A 14,494-nucleotide genomic window follows, 5' to 3' on the forward strand; every position below is an offset into this window, starting at 1 on the left:
ATTTTCGTCCCCGAGATAGGGAGCTTCAACATGGCGAATGGCTGGGCGCGCGACGGCGCCGTTCAGGAGCAGATCGACGACACGGTGAGCGATGCCGTCAAGGAGGCGCGCCTGCGGCTGCTGTCCGGCAAGGGCGCGGACTATTGCGACGATTGCGGCGAGCGGATTCCGGAGGCGCGGCGAAAGGCCTTGCCTGCGAGCCGTACCTGCATCGGGTGCCAGACGCTTCGCGACGCCGAACGCCGTCCGGCCGGTTTCAACCGCCGGGGAAGCAAGGACAGTCAGCTGCGCTGACCCTTTGGGGAAGCGAGCCGCGGCATGGACTTCAGGCGCGCGCCTTGGCTGCGGCCCGGACCTCCTGCGATCGGTCGAGCGCGATAACGAGGATATCGTCGCCGTCGACGATGACGCCGACATTGTCCATGCCGACGAGCGACACGCGTTTTCCGGGCGCGCGAACCAGGCAACCATGGCTGTCGTGTGCGAAAAGATCGTCGCTGCAAGCATTACCGGCCGCGTCGGCACCTGCGAGCGCGTGCACCGCCTGCCAGCTGCCTAGGTCCGACCAGCCCATCGACACGGGGACGACCGCGACGCGGGCGTCTTTCTCCATCACGGCATAGTCGATCGAATCAGAGGGCGCCTGTTCGAACGGCGCGCTTGCCGCGTGCAGGGCATCGCAATCGTGCAGCGCATTGGCGACCGCGGCTTCCGCCGCGCGATATATGGCCGGGCAATGCGTGAGCATCGCCTCGCGCATGCGACCGGCCCGGAAGAGGAAGATGCCGGCGTTCCAGCTGTAGCCACCCTCGCGAAGCATCGCTTCGGCATCGGCGAGCGGCGGCTTCTCGACGAAGCGGGCGACGGCAAATCCCCTGTCGCCGAGCGGTGCGCCGCTGGCGATGTAGCCGAAGCCGGTGTCGGGCCGATCGGGGGCGATGCCGAATGTGACCAGCCAGTCGTCGCGCGCCAGATCGGCGGCTTTGGCGATGGCGCCCCGGAATGCGGCTACATCGGCGATGACATGATCGCTCGGCATGACGAGCAGCAGCACGTCATCGGCCGACGAAGCGACCGCGAGTGCGATGGCGGCAGCGGTGTTGCGCGCCGCGGGCTCGACGATCAGCCGAAGATCGCGACCCTCGGATTGCTCGCGCACCATCGCGACATGCTCGGCGCCGCACACGATGAGCGGCGCCGAAAAGCCGGCTCCGGTTGCCCGATCGAGCGTGCGGGCGAACAGGCTCTCCTTTCCGATGATATCCAGGAACTGTTTGGCACGCGCGCCGCGGGAAGCGGGCCAGAGCCGCGTACCCGCGCCGCCGCAAAGGATGACGGGCTGGATCGTCGCAGACATAGGATCAACCTTCCAGGATCGGGCGGATGGGCGCGAGTTCGACCCGGTCGCGGCGCGCCGAGACCCTCCGCCGTTTTCGAAATTAGCGACCGGCTGGACCATGTCCGCACGAACGCCGCGCAAGCGAGCGAGTTGCCCCTGTTTCCGCGAAAAGGCCCGAAATACCGGGCGGATTAACGCAGGTTATACCGAATTCTCGCATGGGTGGTCCGGATCGAGCGCGGCCAGCGTGTCCTGTTGCGCCAGGAAATTGCGAAGTCGGCGAGAAGAATGCTTCAACGACGAAGGTTGGGGAGGCTTGCCGGTCGGACTTTACCTCCGCCTGATGCAGCCCGCCGGGGCGCCGGGGCGTTGAACAGGCATGAACCAGAGCGACACATTTCTGATGCTGGCCGGGCAAGAGCTGAAATTCCTCTCCGACCTCATCGCGCGGATCGATCAAGGACGTCTTGATCCTGTCGGCCTCGACCGGGAGGCCGCGATCCTCCTCCTGCGCGAGGTAGCGGCGGAGCGCCGAAGCCTAGTCGATCGCCTGAAATCTTATGAGGGTGAGGGCGGCGCTGCCTGGACCGGAGCGCCCGTATAGGGGCTCTTTGTCGGTCTTGCTAATCTCGTCCGCCGCTATCCCTTGGCATTTCGGCGGCGCGTTTCCCAACCCTTCTTCGCGGCCGCCGATCGCTTTTCGCTGCTCTTGCCCGCACCGCTTTTGCGGCCACCTTTTCTCGAGGCTTCATGGGTATCGGGCTGGCCACGGCCGGAACCCGACTTGTTGCCGCCGCCCGACTCCTTGTTCACCGTTGCCCATGCGCGGCTCTCCGCTTCCTTCTTGCCGACGCCGCGCTTCTCATAACTTTCTTCGATATGCTCGGCCTTGCGCTTTTGCTTGTCGGTGTAGCTCGATTTGTCCCCACGGGGCATGACAATTCTCCCTATCCGGCCCCCTTTGGTCAACCAACGGAACATCTTGGGGTTCCGCTAAAGACGCTAATGGGTGGCATGCAAGACCTCGCTTCCGGAGACGGACACGAGCGCGCTGGCCGTGTCGGCACCGCGTGACAATCGTTGCGAGCGGCAGCGGCGCCCAGCTATGATTGCCGCTCGGCGCGGTTTATCCGTTGACGACCGTTCCGCCGTTCGGGTGGAGCACCTGGCCCGACATGTAGCTGCTGTCGTCGCACGCAAGAAAGAGGAAGCTCGGTGCGACCTCGTTGGGCTCTCCCGGTCGCTTCATCGGCGTGGTCTCGCCAAAACTTTCGACTTTTTCGGCGGTCGCTCCGCCGCGTGGATTGAGCGGTCCAGATCGGGCCGGGGGCGACCGCATTCACCCTGATGCCCTTCTCGATCAGATTCTCGCTGAGCGAGCGCGTGAAGGCGGTAATGGCGCCCTTGGTCGCACCATAGTCGAGCAGACCACCGCTCCCCTGATACATGGTAACGCTCGTGCAATTGATGATCGCCGCGCCTTTCTTGAGATGCGGCAGCGCAGCCTGCACAATATAGAACATGCCGAAGATATTGGTGGCGAAGGTGCGCTGCAGCTGCTCCGGGCTGATGTCGCGAATATCGTCCGCCGGATGCTGTTCGCCCGCATTGTTGACGAGAACATCGATGCGCTTCAGCTTGCTCACGACCTTGTCGACGATAGTCTTTCCGGCGCTGGTTTTGCCCACGTCGGCCTTGACGAGGATCGCGGTGCGCCCTTCGGCGCCTACGAGCGAAGCCGTTTCCTCGGCATCGGCCTTGTTGCTCTTGTAAACGATGGCGATGTCCGCACCTTCGCGGGCGAACAATACGGCTACCGCGCGTCCGATCCCGCTGTCGCCGCCGGTCACGATCGCGACCTTGTCCTTGAGCCGGTCGGAACCGGCATAGCGCGGCTCCCATTTTGGCGCGCGGTCGAGATCGGATTCCCGGTCTTTCGGCGGCGTGCGGATCGTCTTCGTATCGCCGACCTCCTTCCGCAGTTTCCTTGCCGCCGTCTGTTTTCCGCGCTTCTCGGACGCGGTTTCTCCGACCTTTCCGGCCTCTGATTTGCGTGCCATTGCCGACTCCTCCTGTTCTGCCTGTCATCGACAAACCGGCGGGTCCTACACTTGGTTGCGGAGCACTTGGCTCATGCCGAGCTGCGCTGCGGCGGTGGTCTGGAAATGCGCGGCCGACTTTCTACCTATGCAGCGTCGCAATCCTTACCGCCCGGGCGCGCGCCCTGCGCCGCCGAAGCTGAGAGAAGAAGTTTGTCGAAGATCGTGAACGGTGCCAGCCTGCAACCTCGCTCCGGAGGCGCCCCCAAAAACATCGTGCTGCTGCTCCACGGCTTCGGGTCGAGCGGCTCCGACATGATTTCGCTGGCGCCGCAGTGGCAGGAGGCCTTGCCAGACACGCTGTTTCTTGCGCCGCATGCACCGCAGCGATGTTCGATAATGGGCGGGGGCTACCAATGGTGGGGGCTGTCGGGTTTCGCCCCGGCGGCGCTGGCTGCAGGCGCTGCGTCGGCAGCGCCGGCGATCGACGCGTTCATCGATCGCAAGCTCGCGCAATATGACCTCAGCGAGGCCGATCTCGCCCTTGTGGGTTTCAGCCAGGGCACGATGATGGCGCTTCAGGTCGGCCTTCGCCGCCCCCGCGCCGTTGCCGCTATCGTCGGCTATTCGGGCATGCTCGCGGGCGCGGCCGATCTCGCGCATCATGTTCCGTCGAAACCGCCAGTCCTGCTGGTGCACGGCACGGCCGACCCCGTCGTGCCGATCGCGGCGCTGCACATGTCCGAGAGCCAGTTGAAGCGGCTCGGCGTCGAGGTCGAGACGCATATCTCCTACGGCGTCGCGCACAGCGTCGACCCGGTCGGACTGCGGACCGGCCGCGACTTCGTGACCGGCGCCTTTGCGAAAAGCTGCGGCTGAACCGCGCAGCTTCGTCACAGCGGCATCGGGCGCACGGGCGTCGGCGAGCGACGCGGGGTGGCCGGGAAGGGAGAGGGGGGCACCCGCGGCGGGGTGGGAGCCGCGCGGAACTGTCGGGTGCAGCGGGCGTTGGCCTGATGGGTCAACATTCGGGGACAGGCATTATGAACAGGTTGCGGCGGCTCGAGACATTTGCGCGGACGGGGTGGTTCGCGCGCGGCGTCGTCTATTGCCTGCTGGCATGGATAGCGCTCACCGGTTCGTCGGCCGACGACGCCAGTCCGCAAGCCGTGTTCCGCTCGGTCCGCGATATGCCCGCTGGCTCGATCCTTCTTGCTCTTCTCGCGATGGGTCTGGCGCTTTACGGCGCCTATCGCCTGTACGGGGCGGCGCTCGATAGCGAAAACAAGGGAACCGGTGCGAAGGGCGTCGCTGTGCGGATAGGCTATGCCGCGAGCGGCATCGCCCATTTCATTCTCGCCTGGGCGGCGCTTCGCCTTGCCTCGGGCGGCGCCCCCGAAGACGGCCGCGAGAAAGAGGCGGCGGGAATGCTGCTCGACCTGCCGCTTGGCGGCCTGCTCCTCGGGCTCGTCGGCGCCGCCTTCCTCGCGGCGGCCGGGCAGCAGGCGGTCAAGGCCTGGACCACCGAATTTACAAAGGATCTCGATGCGGCAGCACCTGCATGGGCCGTGCCCGTCGGGCGGGCGGGGCTTGCTGCGCGCGCGGTCGTGTTCGCGGTCATCGGCGCCTCGCTCGTGCGCGGCGGCTGGTTCGGCGCTGCCCGCGAGGTCAAGGGCCTCGGCGACGCGCTTTCGGCGCTCACCGACAATCCGCCGCTCTATCTGCTCGTTGCCGCGGGGCTGTTCCTGTTCGGCGTGCATAGCTTCGTCGAGGCCCGCTGGCGGCGGCTTCGCGATGAAGACATGGTCGCGCGGATCATGGCTGCGCGACGCTGACGATGCCCATCGCGCAGGCCCGCGGAACCCTGTGGGCTTCGCCGCGTTAGCAGGGCAGTCATCAACAGGGAGAGTCTCGATGAAAAAGCTGTTTGTAACCCTCGCCGCAACCTCGGCCCTCGCGCTCGGCGCCTGCCAAAGCCCCGCCGCCGACAAGGTCGAGGATCAGGCCGAAGCGAAGGCTGAGGCGATCGACGATCAGGCCGACGCGATGCCCGAAGGTCCCGCCAAAGAGGCGATGGAGCAGAAGGCCGATGTCGTCGAAGAGCAAGGCGAAGAAAAAGCCAACGCGATGGACGACAATGGCGAGATCGCTCCGTCCGAAACCGGCGTCGGCGACACCCAAAAGAAATAAGACTGCCTTCCCTAAGGGCAGGGTGAAGGGCGCCGGTTCCGGCGCCCTTTATCGTTGCGGTGGCCCGGCCCGGGCTGCTGGCAGCTGGCGCCGCTGGGACAAGGCAAGGCAACGCGGTTCGGCGTCGCTTCTCAGCACAGCGTCCGATCGAGAAAGTCCCTGATCAGCGGGACAACCTCGTCGAGGTTGGTTTCGAGAAGCCAATGGCCGCCGTCTAGCAGATGCAGCTCGGCCGCGGGGAGATCGCGCAAATAGGCGCGCGCAGACTTCTCGGGCATATAGAAATCCTGCGGACCCCAGACGATGAGCGTCGGCGGGTGGTGCTCGCGCAGATAGCGTCGATGCGCGCCGAACCACGAGCGATTGGCCTTGAGGCCCCCGATAAGGTCGATCGCGATTTCGCGGCGCCGCGGGTTGATCAGTGACCAGTGCAGTTTCCAGAGGTCCGGCGGAATGCGCGGCACGAGATCGGGCCGCACGTCGTTCAGAAACTCCTCCCGAAAAACATCCTCGCTGATTGCCTTGCCGATCTCGGCGCGCATCTCGGGTTCGGGAAGCGACCAGCTCTTCTCTATCTCGGCATATTTGTCGCCCAGCGCATCCTCATAGGGAATGTCCCCATTCTGGATGATCTGCGCGAGGATGCGTTCAGGCCGCATGATCGCGAGACGCGCGCCGATCGGCGATCCGAAATCGTGAAGATAGAGCACAAAGCGCTCGACGCCGAGCGCACGCACGAACCCGTCGAGAAGCTGCGCATAGCCGTCGAAGCTATAGTCGAAATGCTCGGGCGTATCGCTGTAGCCCATGCCCGGATAGTCGGGCGCGAGCAGCCGCCACCGATCGCCAAGCCGCGGCAGGAGATTGCGAAACTCGAACGACGAACAGGGATAGCCATGCGGCAGCAGCAGCACCGGAGCGTCGGGCGGTCCTGCCTCCCTGTAAAAGATATCAACTCCGCCGACATCGATCCGCCGATGGAGGGTTTCTCCGTTCAAGTCGATGCTCCTCGCGCGTCACGATCTCAAGGGGCTGGCAGTTTCACTTCGGGCAGCGCATCGAGGTCGGCCTTGGTCATGCTCGTCTGAAGATCGGTGTCGTCGCCACGTACGATAGGCTTGAGGCCCTGCACCGGGACATGAACATAGCGGTCGGGACCGACGCCATCGAGCTCGACGAGGAGACGGTCCACCTTGTCGTCGGCGCCGCGCAGCACCTGCGATACGTCTCCGAGATCCTTCCCGTCCGCGCCGACGATTTCGGCATCGAGGAGTTGTGCCTCGCTGAGGCCGAGCGCCGCAGGGAGGGGGCCGGCGACCGTGGCGCTGGTCTCGGCTGCACGTTCCATCCTGTCCTCGGCAGCTTCCTGTTTGCTGTCGCAAGCGGCGAGAAAAAGTGCGGCGCCGGCACCGAGGATGAGGATGCGCATGTCTTGTCCTTTCAGTAGCGGATCGAGCTCCGGTTCTACGCGGCGGAACTCGAAATCGTCATGATCTGACCAGGAAACGCCCCGCTGCAAAAGCGGTTGCGATTTTGCCACGTGCGGCTCCTGGGGCGCGGTCTTCATCTACGCCTCAGCCCGCCTCCGTGACACCCTCGTCGAGCCCGCGCGTCTTCGGTCGCAGCGCCTTGTACCGCGGAAGGAACGCCATCATCGGCATCCAGCTCGGCGCCTCGGCGGTATAAAGGTGGAAAGCTGGCGCAATCTCTTCGGGATCGTCCAGCGTCCCCGCCGCAATATCGATCTCATCGGCCTGATGGCGCACATGGATCGTTAGCGGCGAGCCGCACGTCCGGCAGAAGCTGCGCGTTCCGAAGCTGGTCGATGCGAAGCGTCCGATATGCTCTTCGCCCGCAAGGATGCGGTACCGGTCGAGATGGACGGTCGTAAAGACCATGCCGCCCGACCCCGAGACATGCTGACAGACACGGCAGTGACACCAGCCGCTATCATATGGCTTTTCCTCGAGGCGGTACCGAACCGCGCCGCAAGCGCAGCCCCCATCAAGCGCAACCTCTTCGGCGCTTGCATTGTCGCTATCGGAAGCGTTCGGCATGGAGCTCGCCTTTCTCGCGGCGCGGGTATCGGAGAGGGTAGTGGCAGACCGATGGGGTGGTGGCTTCTCTTTGTCCTTCACCGACCGGGAACCGTGGCGGGATGTCTTTCCTTGTCAGAGCTGAACTTCGCCCTCATCCTCCCCGTCCCAATAATGCGCGCGGGTGCCCGACACCTTGATGAGGACGATCCCTGGCGTCTCGATGCCGTCCGGCCACCAGCGTTCGAGGCCCTTCGTCCAATGTTCGGCGAATGCGGCCTTGTCGCGGATGAGCGTTGCGTGACCCTCGACGGCGAGGAAGAAGGGCCGCATGCCGAGCAGGCCCGATTTGCCTTGATAGCTCAGATTGACGTTCGGGTTGGCCGCGATATCGGCGACCATGAGGGACGTCTCGTCGGTGAAGAACCAGGCGTCGCCGTCATAATCGACTTCGCGATTGTTGCTCATCGGCCGCGACCCGATGGCGCCGCCCGCCGTGTGCGTGGCGAGCATCGCGAAGTCGATATCCTTCATCTTCTCGGAAAGCTGTTCGATCGTCATGGTCATGGGAGGAGCCTTTTGTCTGGAGCGTCTGTATCTGCATCAATGCGCCGCGAAGGCGGGAGTTGCGGAGGGGGGCTGCGCCTCGCGGCTTGGGTCAGGGGCCGGTCGCGGCGGTCCGGCTTTGCTGGCGCGGCGCGCGGATCGGGCGATATTCGCAGGTGATCGCGAGCTCGCGCCGCGGGGCGGGCACGAGATGGATGTGGAGCCGGGCTTCGGCGGCGACCGCGTCGAGTGCAAAGGCCTGCTCGGCCTCGTACATCTCGTCGCGGTGCGGCTGCACCCACTGCCGCACCGATGCGAGCGCGCGCGACTTCGCCCGCGCGAGCGTGTCCGCGACGATGAAAAGATTGCGGTGGCGCTCGAGAAATTCGCCCCGGACATAGCCGCCTAGATTGACATAATAGAGCCGTTCGGGACCCTCGAAGGGCGCGGTCTTCAAAACTATGTCATAGCCATCGGCGTGATCGATCTCGGCCCAGCAGTCGATATGGAGGCTGCCCGGCGTGCCCCACCATTGGCGGCGGAGCGCATCATAAGTGTCGGTGATCGTGGGCGCGGCGACGAAGCGCATGTCGTGCAGCTCGATATTGGCGCCGGCCATCTCGCCTCCGACATATATGGCGAAGAGCTTCACGCGGCCTTCTCCTCAGCGGTCGCCTCGCCGATCGCGGCTGTGAGCTGTTCTCCGACCACCAGGCCCATTTCGTGCGAGCTTGTTATTCCCTGGATGAAAGGGTGGCGGCCGAGCAGGAAGGGCAGGCTGAGGCAGTAGAGGCGGGATTCCGGGATATCCTCTGCAATCGGGTGGAAGGCATCGTCGATCGCGATGCCCCGCGCCTCCGCCTTGCCGGCGCCAGGGGATGCATCGCGAACTATCCCCTGTTGGCGCAGCGAGGGGAATGGAAAGGCTGCGGCGCCGAGTGGGCGCTGGCCCATCGCCTCGATAAACACCTCAAAATGCCGATGCTCGCCGCCCAGGATCAGGGACGCGCCTGCCTCTTCGCCGCTCGTGTCTATGCGGTAATCGTCGCCGATCGCCATGACATCGAGCCTCCCGGCGCGGTGGAGCGCGATCAGCCGCCGGATCGATTTGTGGGGAACGGTGGCATAATCGTCGACGAACACCGGCTTGAAGTAACGGACGAAGCGGCGGTAGTCCGTTCCCTCCAGATATGGCACGAGAAGCGCGAGAGTTTCGTGCATGCGCAGGATAGCGTAACGCCAGGCGACTGTGTGCCTAGCGGCATAGTCGTGCTGCGCTTCGGCGAGATTGGCCTCGGCCCACACAAAGGGATCGCTCGCTGCGCGCCTTGCAAAATAGGCTTCGCAGAAGCCCTCGAGGTCGAGGTTCTCCAGGCCGATGCCCGCGGCGTAAGGGGGATCGGCAGCGGCAAGCTCCGCCTTGAACAGTGCGAAGGCGGCATCGAGCAGCTGGTCTTCTTCGCTCGCGACGAGACGCGTGATCGCCTCCTCGGTACAGATGGCGAGCGGCTCATAGGGAAGCGGCGCATAGAAATCGGCTTCGGGGAGCAGGCCCTTCCTCGACATCATCGTCATGTGGAATGCATCAGTGGCGGATGCCGGACGATAATGCGTCTCGCCGTCCCGGGTTTCGTCAAACGAGCCATGGATGTTGGCGAGCGCGATACAGGCGTCGATGGCCGTGAGCGAGCTGCCCCGAATGCCGATATCGCAGGGCGGTACCGTGGCCAGAGCCGAGGCGGGCCAGGGGCTGAGGAAATAGCCCGGCCGAACCTCGGGCTCGGAGGGCCATTGGTGGCCCGTCGCGAGGACGACATGATCGAAAGCCTCGTCGGCGAGTTCGCCCGACCTCGTGCGAACCTTGAGTATCATCGCGCCCGACGTGCTGACCGCGTCCTCGACGCGGCATCGCGTGCGCAGCTCAACCTCGATACCGCGCGCGCGCGCCATGTCGATAACGGCGTCGAACTGGTCGCGGAAATATTCGCCGAGCGCGACCCGCGGATAGAAGGTCCGTTCGCCGATCGCATCGGGATCGATGCCGAGATCGGCGAGGCGCTCCGGCGGCTGACGTATCAGCCAGTCGCACAGCGTCTCGGCAAGCGGCGGGATTTCGATGCTGGCGATATTCGCCAGCATGGCGGGGTCGTTCCAGCCGGGGCGATAGGGCGTTCCGCGGCCCGCGCTCGCTTGCGCTTCATACACGGCAAGACGGAAGGGCGAGGGGTGATGGGCGAGAAGCGCATGCAGCGTGTAGAGCGTGGTCGGGCCGGCTCCGACAAAGGCTATGCGGGGTGTCATTTTGCGACAATGCTCCGGGCGCGCAGAAGTTCGGCCGACTTGCTCTGGGTCAATGCGAATTCTCCTCAGCTGCTCCGGGGCGCCCAGCCAAAAAAAGGGTCCGCATGCGCGGACCCGAAGGGGGCCATCAACTTGGCGGGAGGATTAGTTTTCGGTGCCGGGCGTACCCGTCTTCGGCGGCTTGCCGTCTTCGATGCGGCCTTCGTTGCGAAGGTCGCGGCCTTCCTGCGCCTTGCGCTTGGCCTCGGGGCTGTCGCCGTTTTCGAAGGCTTCTTCCTTCACATAGCCGGCAGCTTCCTTGATCTGTCCCTTAACGCTCATGATACTCTCCATTGGCTGTGGGTTCTGGTCCAAGAAACCCTTGGACGCGGGCGAAAGTTGCCTGCGATCGCCCAGATTTATCTTCGCCGCCGTGCGCAACTTTGGCCGCATCGCGGCGTTTCGCGGCGCGAATAAAAGAGTGACGACGGCGAGGCTTGGCCATTGCCCTGACGCCTGCGAACGCCCTTCGGCGATCGTCGCCGAACCGCAACTTTTGTACCCTGCAGGCGTTCGCCCGTCATCATCGACGGGAGACGGGCGTGATCCACCAACAGTTCGAACTTGACCGCATCGATCGAAGCGCGCCCGACGCGATGCTCGCCTGGGCGCGCATATTGGGCGTCAGCCAGTCCGAGATATTGATCGCGGTCGCGGCAGTCGGCGATCGCGCCGATGCGGTTCGTACCTATCTCGCGCGGCCGTGGCCGGAGCCCCTCGCTTGACGGCGGGCCCCGAGGGGACGGGCGGCGACGCGGCTGCAGCGAACAGCCGTCGCCCGGACGGAATCAGCGAGAAGATGATCTCCGGGCAGCGCTGGCACCGCCACGCGAGCCCCGTTTCCTTCGTCCTGCTCGCTGCCATCGTCGCCGTCGCGCTATCGGGCCTCGTCGGTGGCCAGCCTAGTCCGCTGCGCGTCGAGGATTTTGGAGCAGCGCGGCTCGAGGTGAAGACGCCCTCGGTCATTCGCAACGGCGAGTTTTTCGAAACCCGCATTCGTGTCGAGGCGATCCGCGATGTTTCCGATGCGGTGCTTGCGGTCTCCCCGTCGCTCTGGACCGACATGACGATCAACACGATGCTCCCCGCCGCCGCCGAGGAAAGCTACAAGGACGGCGCCTATCGTTTCTCTTATGGGGAGCTTCGCGCGGGCGAGACGCTGGTCGTCAAGATCGATGGCCAGATCAACCCGCCGCTCTTCGCAGGAACCAAGGGCGAGATTGCGCTGTTCGACGGCGAGCAGCGGCTCGGCAGCATGCCGCTAGAGATCAAGGTCCTGCCCTGATGGATATCGTCCTTCGCGCGAGTGCGATGTTTTTCCTGCTCTATGCGCTCCTCCGTCTCATGGGGAAACGCGAACTGGGGCAGATGACGCCTTTCGAGCTGGTTCTGCTTGTGGTGATGGGCGACCTTATCCAGCAGGGCGTCACCCATAATGATTTCAGCCTGACCGGCGCGTTGCTCGCGATCGTGACCTTCGCCTTCTGGGCGCTCACCCTGAGCTGGGCGACCTATCTCTTTCCGCGACTCAAGAATCTGCTCGAAGGCCATCCGCGCGTCGTGGTGAAGCAGGGCGAGATCATCCGCGACAATCTTCACCGCGACCGGCTTACCGCCGACGAGATCGAGTCCGAGATGCGGCTCGCGGGGATTGCCCACATTTCAGACGTGGAATGGGCGATCCTCGAGCCGCAGGGCAAGATCAGCTTCATCAAGCGGTCCGAAGGCGCGTCGCGCCAGCGCGATGCCGACGACGGCGCGGTTTGAGCGGATCGAGCGCAACTTTCGGGCTCGCCGCGCGCTGAACAGGCGCGGGGCATGACGATGGAGACTGCCATGAAACCGACCGAAATCGACACCGACGCCACCCATATCCTCGCGGCCGATCACCGTGCCGTCGAAGCCCTGTTCGAGGAATTCGAGAAGGCCAGCGGCACCGATCGCAAGGCGAAGATCGCCGACCGGATCTGCACCGAGCTCAAGATCCATGCGCAGATCGAGGAGGAGGTCTTCTATCCGGCGCTCAAGGGAAAGATCGACGACGATCTCCTCAAGGAAGCCTATGTCGAGCATGATGGCGCCAAGATCCTGATCAACGATATCGTCGCTTCGGGACCCGACGACGAATTTTTCGAGGCGAAGGTCACGGTGCTGTCGGAAGAGATCAAGCATCATGTGAAGGAAGAGGAAAAGCAGCACGACAATATGTTCCAGCAGGCGCGTGCCGCCGACGTCGACCTCGACGCACTCGGCGAAAGGATGCTTGCCCGGAAAGAGGAGCTGAAGCGTCAGGCCGAGACCGCGGGCCTTCCCCCCGCGGAACTCGCCACGATGTAGGGTGAGCGCTGCAACGCTGATCGAACGGCGGACGCGCAAGCTGGCCCGGCATCTGGCCGGAAAGGCGCTGCGTTTCGTGACAGCCGAAAGCTGCACCGGCGGTCAGCTCTCAGCGGTTCTCGCAGCCGATGCCGCGCTCGGAGTTCATCTCGAGCGCGGCTTCATCCTCTATTCGGTCGACGCCAAATGCGAGATGCTCGGCGTCGCCCGCCGAGCGAGATGGAGCGGTGAATCCCGAGGTCGCCGCCGCGATGGCGACTGGCGCTCTTCGGACAAGCCATGCCGACATTGCAATTGCGATCACGGGGTTCTGCGGCCCTCGCGAAGGCCGCGAAGAGGTAGGCCTTGTCTACATCGGCGCCGCCGACGCCGACGCGGTGCGGGTCATGGATTTTCATTTCGGCGATATCGGGCGCCGCAATGTGCTCGATCAGGCCGTGGCCGCAGCGCTACAGATCATGATCGATGCGGCATCGTGAACGAGCGTGCGGGCGCTCCCGCGGGCGGGACCGGAGGCGGGAGCAGAGCCGAGTTCGGCAGCCGTCCTTAGCGCGGCGCTTTCCGCTTCAAGGCGCCGGCCTTGTGGGCCGCCCGCTTGCCTTCGGCCGTTTCGACCAGATATTCGGGGTTCGCCGGCGATGCCGCGACATGATGGCCTTTGATGTCCATTGCTTTCGTCACTTTTCGCACGACCTTGCCCTCGGCGCGTCCGCCGTGGCTCTTCCACGTCACCTCGTCGCCCTTCTTGGGTTCGTCTTTCATGGTCGCTCTCCTTTCCGTAAAACAGTCCGCGTGTGCGGCAAAGGTTCCTCTCTAGGAGCGGCTAGCAGGAAGACATCTGGCGCAGGCTCTTTCGAGGCGATTGCCGAATACGGTAGGGAGGCTGCGATGAATGAAGATCATGCCCGCGGACAACGCGACGGTCTGCGGCTTGCCCTCGCCGTCCTTGCCGCTGAAGAGGCGAAATGGGCGGCGCTGCTCGGGGAGAGCCGATCGTGGCGGACCAATCGCGAACGCGAGGTACGCCACAAGGCCCTGCAAGTCGCCCAGAAGCGGATTCAGACATTGCTCAATCGGCTGGCACCCCAAGGGTCGGATGCGGCCGATCGCGAAGTCGCCGCCGCCCTTGAGAAAGCAGGTCTCTGATCGGCGGTGCGATCTTGCGTCATTTTGAAGCGAGGCTGGCTAGCGCGGCTTCGAGGCTGTCGACGGTGAAAGGCTTCGCAAGGATCGGCCGATCGTTCCAGCAGGGGCCGGGCTGACCGACAAAACCGCCCGTCGCGACAAGGAAAGGGATCGAGCGTGTCGCGAGAGCCTCGGCTACCGCATCGCAAGGCAAGCCGGATTCGAGGTAGACGTCTACAATCGCGGCATCGAATTCGCCTGTCGCGATATGTCTGAGCGCCGATGCGATATCGCCGGCGTCTCCGACAATATCATGCCCCAGCGCGCCCAGCGCATCTTCGAGCATCATGGCGACAAGTGGATCATCTTCTACGACCAATATCCTTTTGGGCATATTTTTCCTGCATTATCTGCGAGGCGCTTGCGGCGCGCTCACGAAGCTCGTCTTACGGCGGCATCCGAGTGAATGTCCTCCCGGTGCCGCGCCTACGCCCGAGCATCGGCGACCCTCATCCAAAATCATATTGATCCATGTTAATCGC

The 14,494-nt window shown here is 64.3% G+C and carries 23 protein-coding genes and 1 pseudogene; 12 read left to right on the plus strand and 12 right to left on the minus strand.

From position 1 onward, the window contains the following. The first annotated feature begins 30 nt into the window (after positions 1 to 30). Entirely contained in the window at positions 31 to 294 is a 264-nt protein-coding gene (locus tag ASD67_RS18115) for a DksA/TraR family C4-type zinc finger protein (RefSeq protein WP_056350231.1), read from the plus strand. A 31-nt stretch (positions 295 to 325) separates the two neighbouring features. Here ASD67_RS18115 and ASD67_RS18120 read toward each other — a convergent pair whose 3' ends face one another. Continuing rightward, the gene (locus ASD67_RS18120) at positions 326 to 1,357 is read right to left on the minus strand and encodes a mannose-1-phosphate guanylyltransferase (RefSeq protein ID WP_056350232.1); all 1,032 of its coding nucleotides are present in this window, start codon (positions 1,355 to 1,357) and stop codon (positions 326 to 328) included. Positions 1,358 to 1,718: 361 nt separating this feature from the next. On the opposite strand from ASD67_RS18120, the gene ASD67_RS18125 reads away from it, so the two are divergent. Next, positions 1,719 to 1,943: a hypothetical protein gene (locus ASD67_RS18125; RefSeq protein ID WP_054727930.1), complete on the plus strand. Its 225-nt coding sequence runs from the start codon at positions 1,719 to 1,721 to the stop codon at positions 1,941 to 1,943. Between the two features lie 35 nt (positions 1,944 to 1,978). Here the strand turns inward: ASD67_RS18125 and ASD67_RS18130 are convergent, their stop codons facing one another. Together ASD67_RS18130 and ASD67_RS18135 are read right to left on the minus strand one after the other, a co-directional pair. Next, positions 1,979 to 2,275 carry a hypothetical protein gene (locus ASD67_RS18130; RefSeq protein ID WP_056350235.1) on the minus strand — a complete coding sequence of 99 codons (297 nt, stop codon included), beginning with the start codon at positions 2,273 to 2,275 and terminating at the stop codon, positions 1,979 to 1,981. Between the two features lie 167 nt (positions 2,276 to 2,442). Next, a complete protein-coding gene (locus ASD67_RS18135) occupies positions 2,443 to 3,399 on the minus strand; it encodes an SDR family NAD(P)-dependent oxidoreductase (protein WP_443028053.1) in 957 nt (318 codons plus the stop codon). 204 nt (positions 3,400 to 3,603) lie between these two features. On the opposite strand from ASD67_RS18135, the gene ASD67_RS18140 reads away from it, so the two are divergent. From ASD67_RS18140 to ASD67_RS18150, 3 genes are all read left to right on the plus strand, one after another. Next, on the plus strand, positions 3,604 to 4,257 hold the full coding sequence (locus ASD67_RS18140; protein WP_268799383.1) for an alpha/beta hydrolase: 654 nt from the start codon (positions 3,604 to 3,606) through the stop codon (positions 4,255 to 4,257). A 164-nt stretch (positions 4,258 to 4,421) separates the two neighbouring features. Further along, positions 4,422 to 5,213: a DUF1206 domain-containing protein gene (locus ASD67_RS18145; protein WP_056350237.1), complete on the plus strand. Its 792-nt coding sequence runs from the start codon at positions 4,422 to 4,424 to the stop codon at positions 5,211 to 5,213. A gap of 79 nt (positions 5,214 to 5,292) precedes the next feature. Then, positions 5,293 to 5,568, plus strand: coding sequence for a hypothetical protein (locus ASD67_RS18150; protein WP_054727924.1), 276 nt, complete (start codon positions 5,293 to 5,295; stop codon positions 5,566 to 5,568). Positions 5,569 to 5,699: 131 nt separating this feature from the next. On the opposite strand, the gene ASD67_RS18155 is transcribed toward ASD67_RS18150, so the two are convergent. The 7 genes from ASD67_RS18155 to ASD67_RS23520 form a co-directional block, all read right to left on the minus strand. Continuing rightward, entirely contained in the window at positions 5,700 to 6,566 is an 867-nt protein-coding gene (locus ASD67_RS18155; protein ID WP_056350239.1) for an alpha/beta fold hydrolase, read from the minus strand. A gap of 26 nt (positions 6,567 to 6,592) precedes the next feature. Then, positions 6,593 to 7,135 (minus strand): PRC-barrel domain-containing protein, encoded by a 543-nt coding sequence (locus ASD67_RS18160; protein WP_235535730.1) that lies wholly within the window; start codon positions 7,133 to 7,135, stop codon positions 6,593 to 6,595. 7 nt (positions 7,136 to 7,142) lie between these two features. Further along, on the minus strand, positions 7,143 to 7,625 hold the full coding sequence (locus ASD67_RS18165) for a GFA family protein (RefSeq protein ID WP_056350243.1): 483 nt from the start codon (positions 7,623 to 7,625) through the stop codon (positions 7,143 to 7,145). Between the two features lie 114 nt (positions 7,626 to 7,739). After that, positions 7,740 to 8,171, minus strand: a complete 432-nt coding sequence (locus tag ASD67_RS18170; protein WP_056350245.1) for a pyridoxamine 5'-phosphate oxidase family protein — start codon at positions 8,169 to 8,171, stop codon at positions 7,740 to 7,742. Between the two features lie 91 nt (positions 8,172 to 8,262). Further along, entirely contained in the window at positions 8,263 to 8,802 is a 540-nt protein-coding gene (locus tag ASD67_RS18175; RefSeq protein ID WP_056350247.1) for a DUF1543 domain-containing protein, read from the minus strand. After that, a complete protein-coding gene (locus ASD67_RS18180) occupies positions 8,799 to 10,451 on the minus strand; it encodes an FAD/NAD(P)-binding protein (protein WP_056350248.1) in 1,653 nt (550 codons plus the stop codon). Before ASD67_RS18180 ends, ASD67_RS18175 begins: the two co-directional genes overlap by 4 nt. A gap of 144 nt (positions 10,452 to 10,595) precedes the next feature. Then, entirely contained in the window at positions 10,596 to 10,772 is a 177-nt protein-coding gene (locus tag ASD67_RS23520) for a hypothetical protein (protein WP_167346272.1), read from the minus strand. Between the two features lie 260 nt (positions 10,773 to 11,032). Between ASD67_RS23520 and ASD67_RS18185 the strand changes: the two genes are divergently transcribed. The 6 genes and pseudogenes from ASD67_RS18185 (at position 11,033) to ASD67_RS18205 (ending at position 13,306) form a co-directional block, all read left to right on the plus strand. Beyond that, positions 11,033 to 11,215, plus strand: a complete 183-nt coding sequence (locus ASD67_RS18185; RefSeq protein ID WP_056350250.1) for a DUF3606 domain-containing protein — start codon at positions 11,033 to 11,035, stop codon at positions 11,213 to 11,215. Further along, positions 11,212 to 11,775, plus strand: a complete 564-nt coding sequence (locus tag ASD67_RS18190; protein WP_056350252.1) for a hypothetical protein — start codon at positions 11,212 to 11,214, stop codon at positions 11,773 to 11,775. Before ASD67_RS18185 ends, ASD67_RS18190 begins: the two co-directional genes overlap by 4 nt. Continuing rightward, positions 11,775 to 12,257 carry a DUF421 domain-containing protein gene (locus ASD67_RS18195; RefSeq protein WP_056350254.1) on the plus strand — a complete coding sequence of 161 codons (483 nt, stop codon included), beginning with the start codon at positions 11,775 to 11,777 and terminating at the stop codon, positions 12,255 to 12,257. The genes ASD67_RS18190 and ASD67_RS18195 overlap by 1 nt, the downstream gene beginning before the upstream one ends. 69 nt (positions 12,258 to 12,326) lie before the next feature. Continuing rightward, positions 12,327 to 12,827, plus strand: coding sequence for a hemerythrin domain-containing protein (locus ASD67_RS18200; protein WP_056350256.1), 501 nt, complete (start codon positions 12,327 to 12,329; stop codon positions 12,825 to 12,827). Positions 12,828 to 12,903: 76 nt separating this feature from the next. Then, a pseudogene (locus tag ASD67_RS24040) lies at positions 12,904 to 12,978 on the plus strand (hypothetical protein); the annotation flags it as partial. Beyond that, positions 12,956 to 13,306 (plus strand): CinA family protein, encoded by a 351-nt coding sequence (locus tag ASD67_RS18205; protein WP_082545167.1) that lies wholly within the window; start codon positions 12,956 to 12,958, stop codon positions 13,304 to 13,306. The pseudogene ASD67_RS24040 and the gene ASD67_RS18205, both read left to right, overlap by 23 nt. A 67-nt stretch (positions 13,307 to 13,373) precedes the next feature. Here the strand turns inward: ASD67_RS18205 and ASD67_RS18210 are convergent, their stop codons facing one another. Further along, a complete protein-coding gene (locus ASD67_RS18210; RefSeq protein ID WP_056350261.1) occupies positions 13,374 to 13,589 on the minus strand; it encodes a DUF2945 domain-containing protein in 216 nt (71 codons plus the stop codon). A 126-nt stretch (positions 13,590 to 13,715) separates the two neighbouring features. Here ASD67_RS18210 and ASD67_RS18215 point away from each other — a divergent pair, with 126 nt between their 5' ends. After that, positions 13,716 to 13,973: a hypothetical protein gene (locus ASD67_RS18215; protein ID WP_056350263.1), complete on the plus strand. Its 258-nt coding sequence runs from the start codon at positions 13,716 to 13,718 to the stop codon at positions 13,971 to 13,973. Between the two features lie 19 nt (positions 13,974 to 13,992). Here the strand turns inward: ASD67_RS18215 and ASD67_RS18220 are convergent, their stop codons facing one another. Then, the gene (locus ASD67_RS18220) at positions 13,993 to 14,346 is read right to left on the minus strand and encodes a response regulator (RefSeq protein ID WP_056350265.1); all 354 of its coding nucleotides are present in this window, start codon (positions 14,344 to 14,346) and stop codon (positions 13,993 to 13,995) included. Positions 14,347 to 14,494 lie beyond the last annotated feature (148 nt).

Origin of the sequence: Sphingopyxis sp. Root1497 (genome assembly GCF_001427085.1) — a bacterium.
Taxonomy (GTDB): Bacteria; Pseudomonadota; Alphaproteobacteria; order Sphingomonadales; family Sphingomonadaceae; genus Sphingopyxis.

Bases quoted from the DNA above. Each gene is read 5' to 3' on its own strand.
- ASD67_RS18215 (WP_056350263.1), top strand. From the start codon at position 13,716: ATGAATGAAGATCATGCCCGCGGACAACGCGACGGTCTGCGGCTTGCC.
- ASD67_RS18170 (WP_056350245.1), bottom strand. From the start codon at position 8,171: ATGACCATGACGATCGAACAGCTTTCCGAGAAGATGAAGGATATCGAC.
- ASD67_RS18195 (WP_056350254.1), top strand. From the start codon at position 11,775: ATGGATATCGTCCTTCGCGCGAGTGCGATGTTTTTCCTGCTCTATGCG.
- ASD67_RS18205 (WP_082545167.1), top strand. From the start codon at position 12,956: ATGCCGCGCTCGGAGTTCATCTCGAGCGCGGCTTCATCCTCTATTCGG.
- ASD67_RS18115 (WP_056350231.1), top strand. From the start codon at position 31: ATGGCGAATGGCTGGGCGCGCGACGGCGCCGTTCAGGAGCAGATCGAC.
- ASD67_RS18220 (WP_056350265.1), bottom strand. From the start codon at position 14,346: ATGCCCAAAAGGATATTGGTCGTAGAAGATGATCCACTTGTCGCCATG.
- ASD67_RS18160 (WP_235535730.1), bottom strand. From the start codon at position 7,135: ATGAAGACCGCGCCCCAGGAGCCGCACGTGGCAAAATCGCAACCGCTT.
- ASD67_RS18210 (WP_056350261.1), bottom strand. From the start codon at position 13,589: ATGAAAGACGAACCCAAGAAGGGCGACGAGGTGACGTGGAAGAGCCAC.
- ASD67_RS18130 (WP_056350235.1), bottom strand. From the start codon at position 2,275: ATGCCCCGTGGGGACAAATCGAGCTACACCGACAAGCAAAAGCGCAAG.
- ASD67_RS18180 (WP_056350248.1), bottom strand. From the start codon at position 10,451: ATGACACCCCGCATAGCCTTTGTCGGAGCCGGCCCGACCACGCTCTAC.
- ASD67_RS18120 (WP_056350232.1), bottom strand. From the start codon at position 1,357: ATGTCTGCGACGATCCAGCCCGTCATCCTTTGCGGCGGCGCGGGTACG.
- ASD67_RS18135 (WP_443028053.1), bottom strand. From the start codon at position 3,399: ATGGCACGCAAATCAGAGGCCGGAAAGGTCGGAGAAACCGCGTCCGAG.
- ASD67_RS23520 (WP_167346272.1), bottom strand. From the start codon at position 10,772: ATGAGCGTTAAGGGACAGATCAAGGAAGCTGCCGGCTATGTGAAGGAA.
- ASD67_RS18200 (WP_056350256.1), top strand. From the start codon at position 12,327: ATGAAACCGACCGAAATCGACACCGACGCCACCCATATCCTCGCGGCC.
- ASD67_RS18125 (WP_054727930.1), top strand. From the start codon at position 1,719: ATGAACCAGAGCGACACATTTCTGATGCTGGCCGGGCAAGAGCTGAAA.
- ASD67_RS18150 (WP_054727924.1), top strand. From the start codon at position 5,293: ATGAAAAAGCTGTTTGTAACCCTCGCCGCAACCTCGGCCCTCGCGCTC.
- ASD67_RS18145 (WP_056350237.1), top strand. From the start codon at position 4,422: ATGAACAGGTTGCGGCGGCTCGAGACATTTGCGCGGACGGGGTGGTTC.
- ASD67_RS18165 (WP_056350243.1), bottom strand. From the start codon at position 7,625: ATGCCGAACGCTTCCGATAGCGACAATGCAAGCGCCGAAGAGGTTGCG.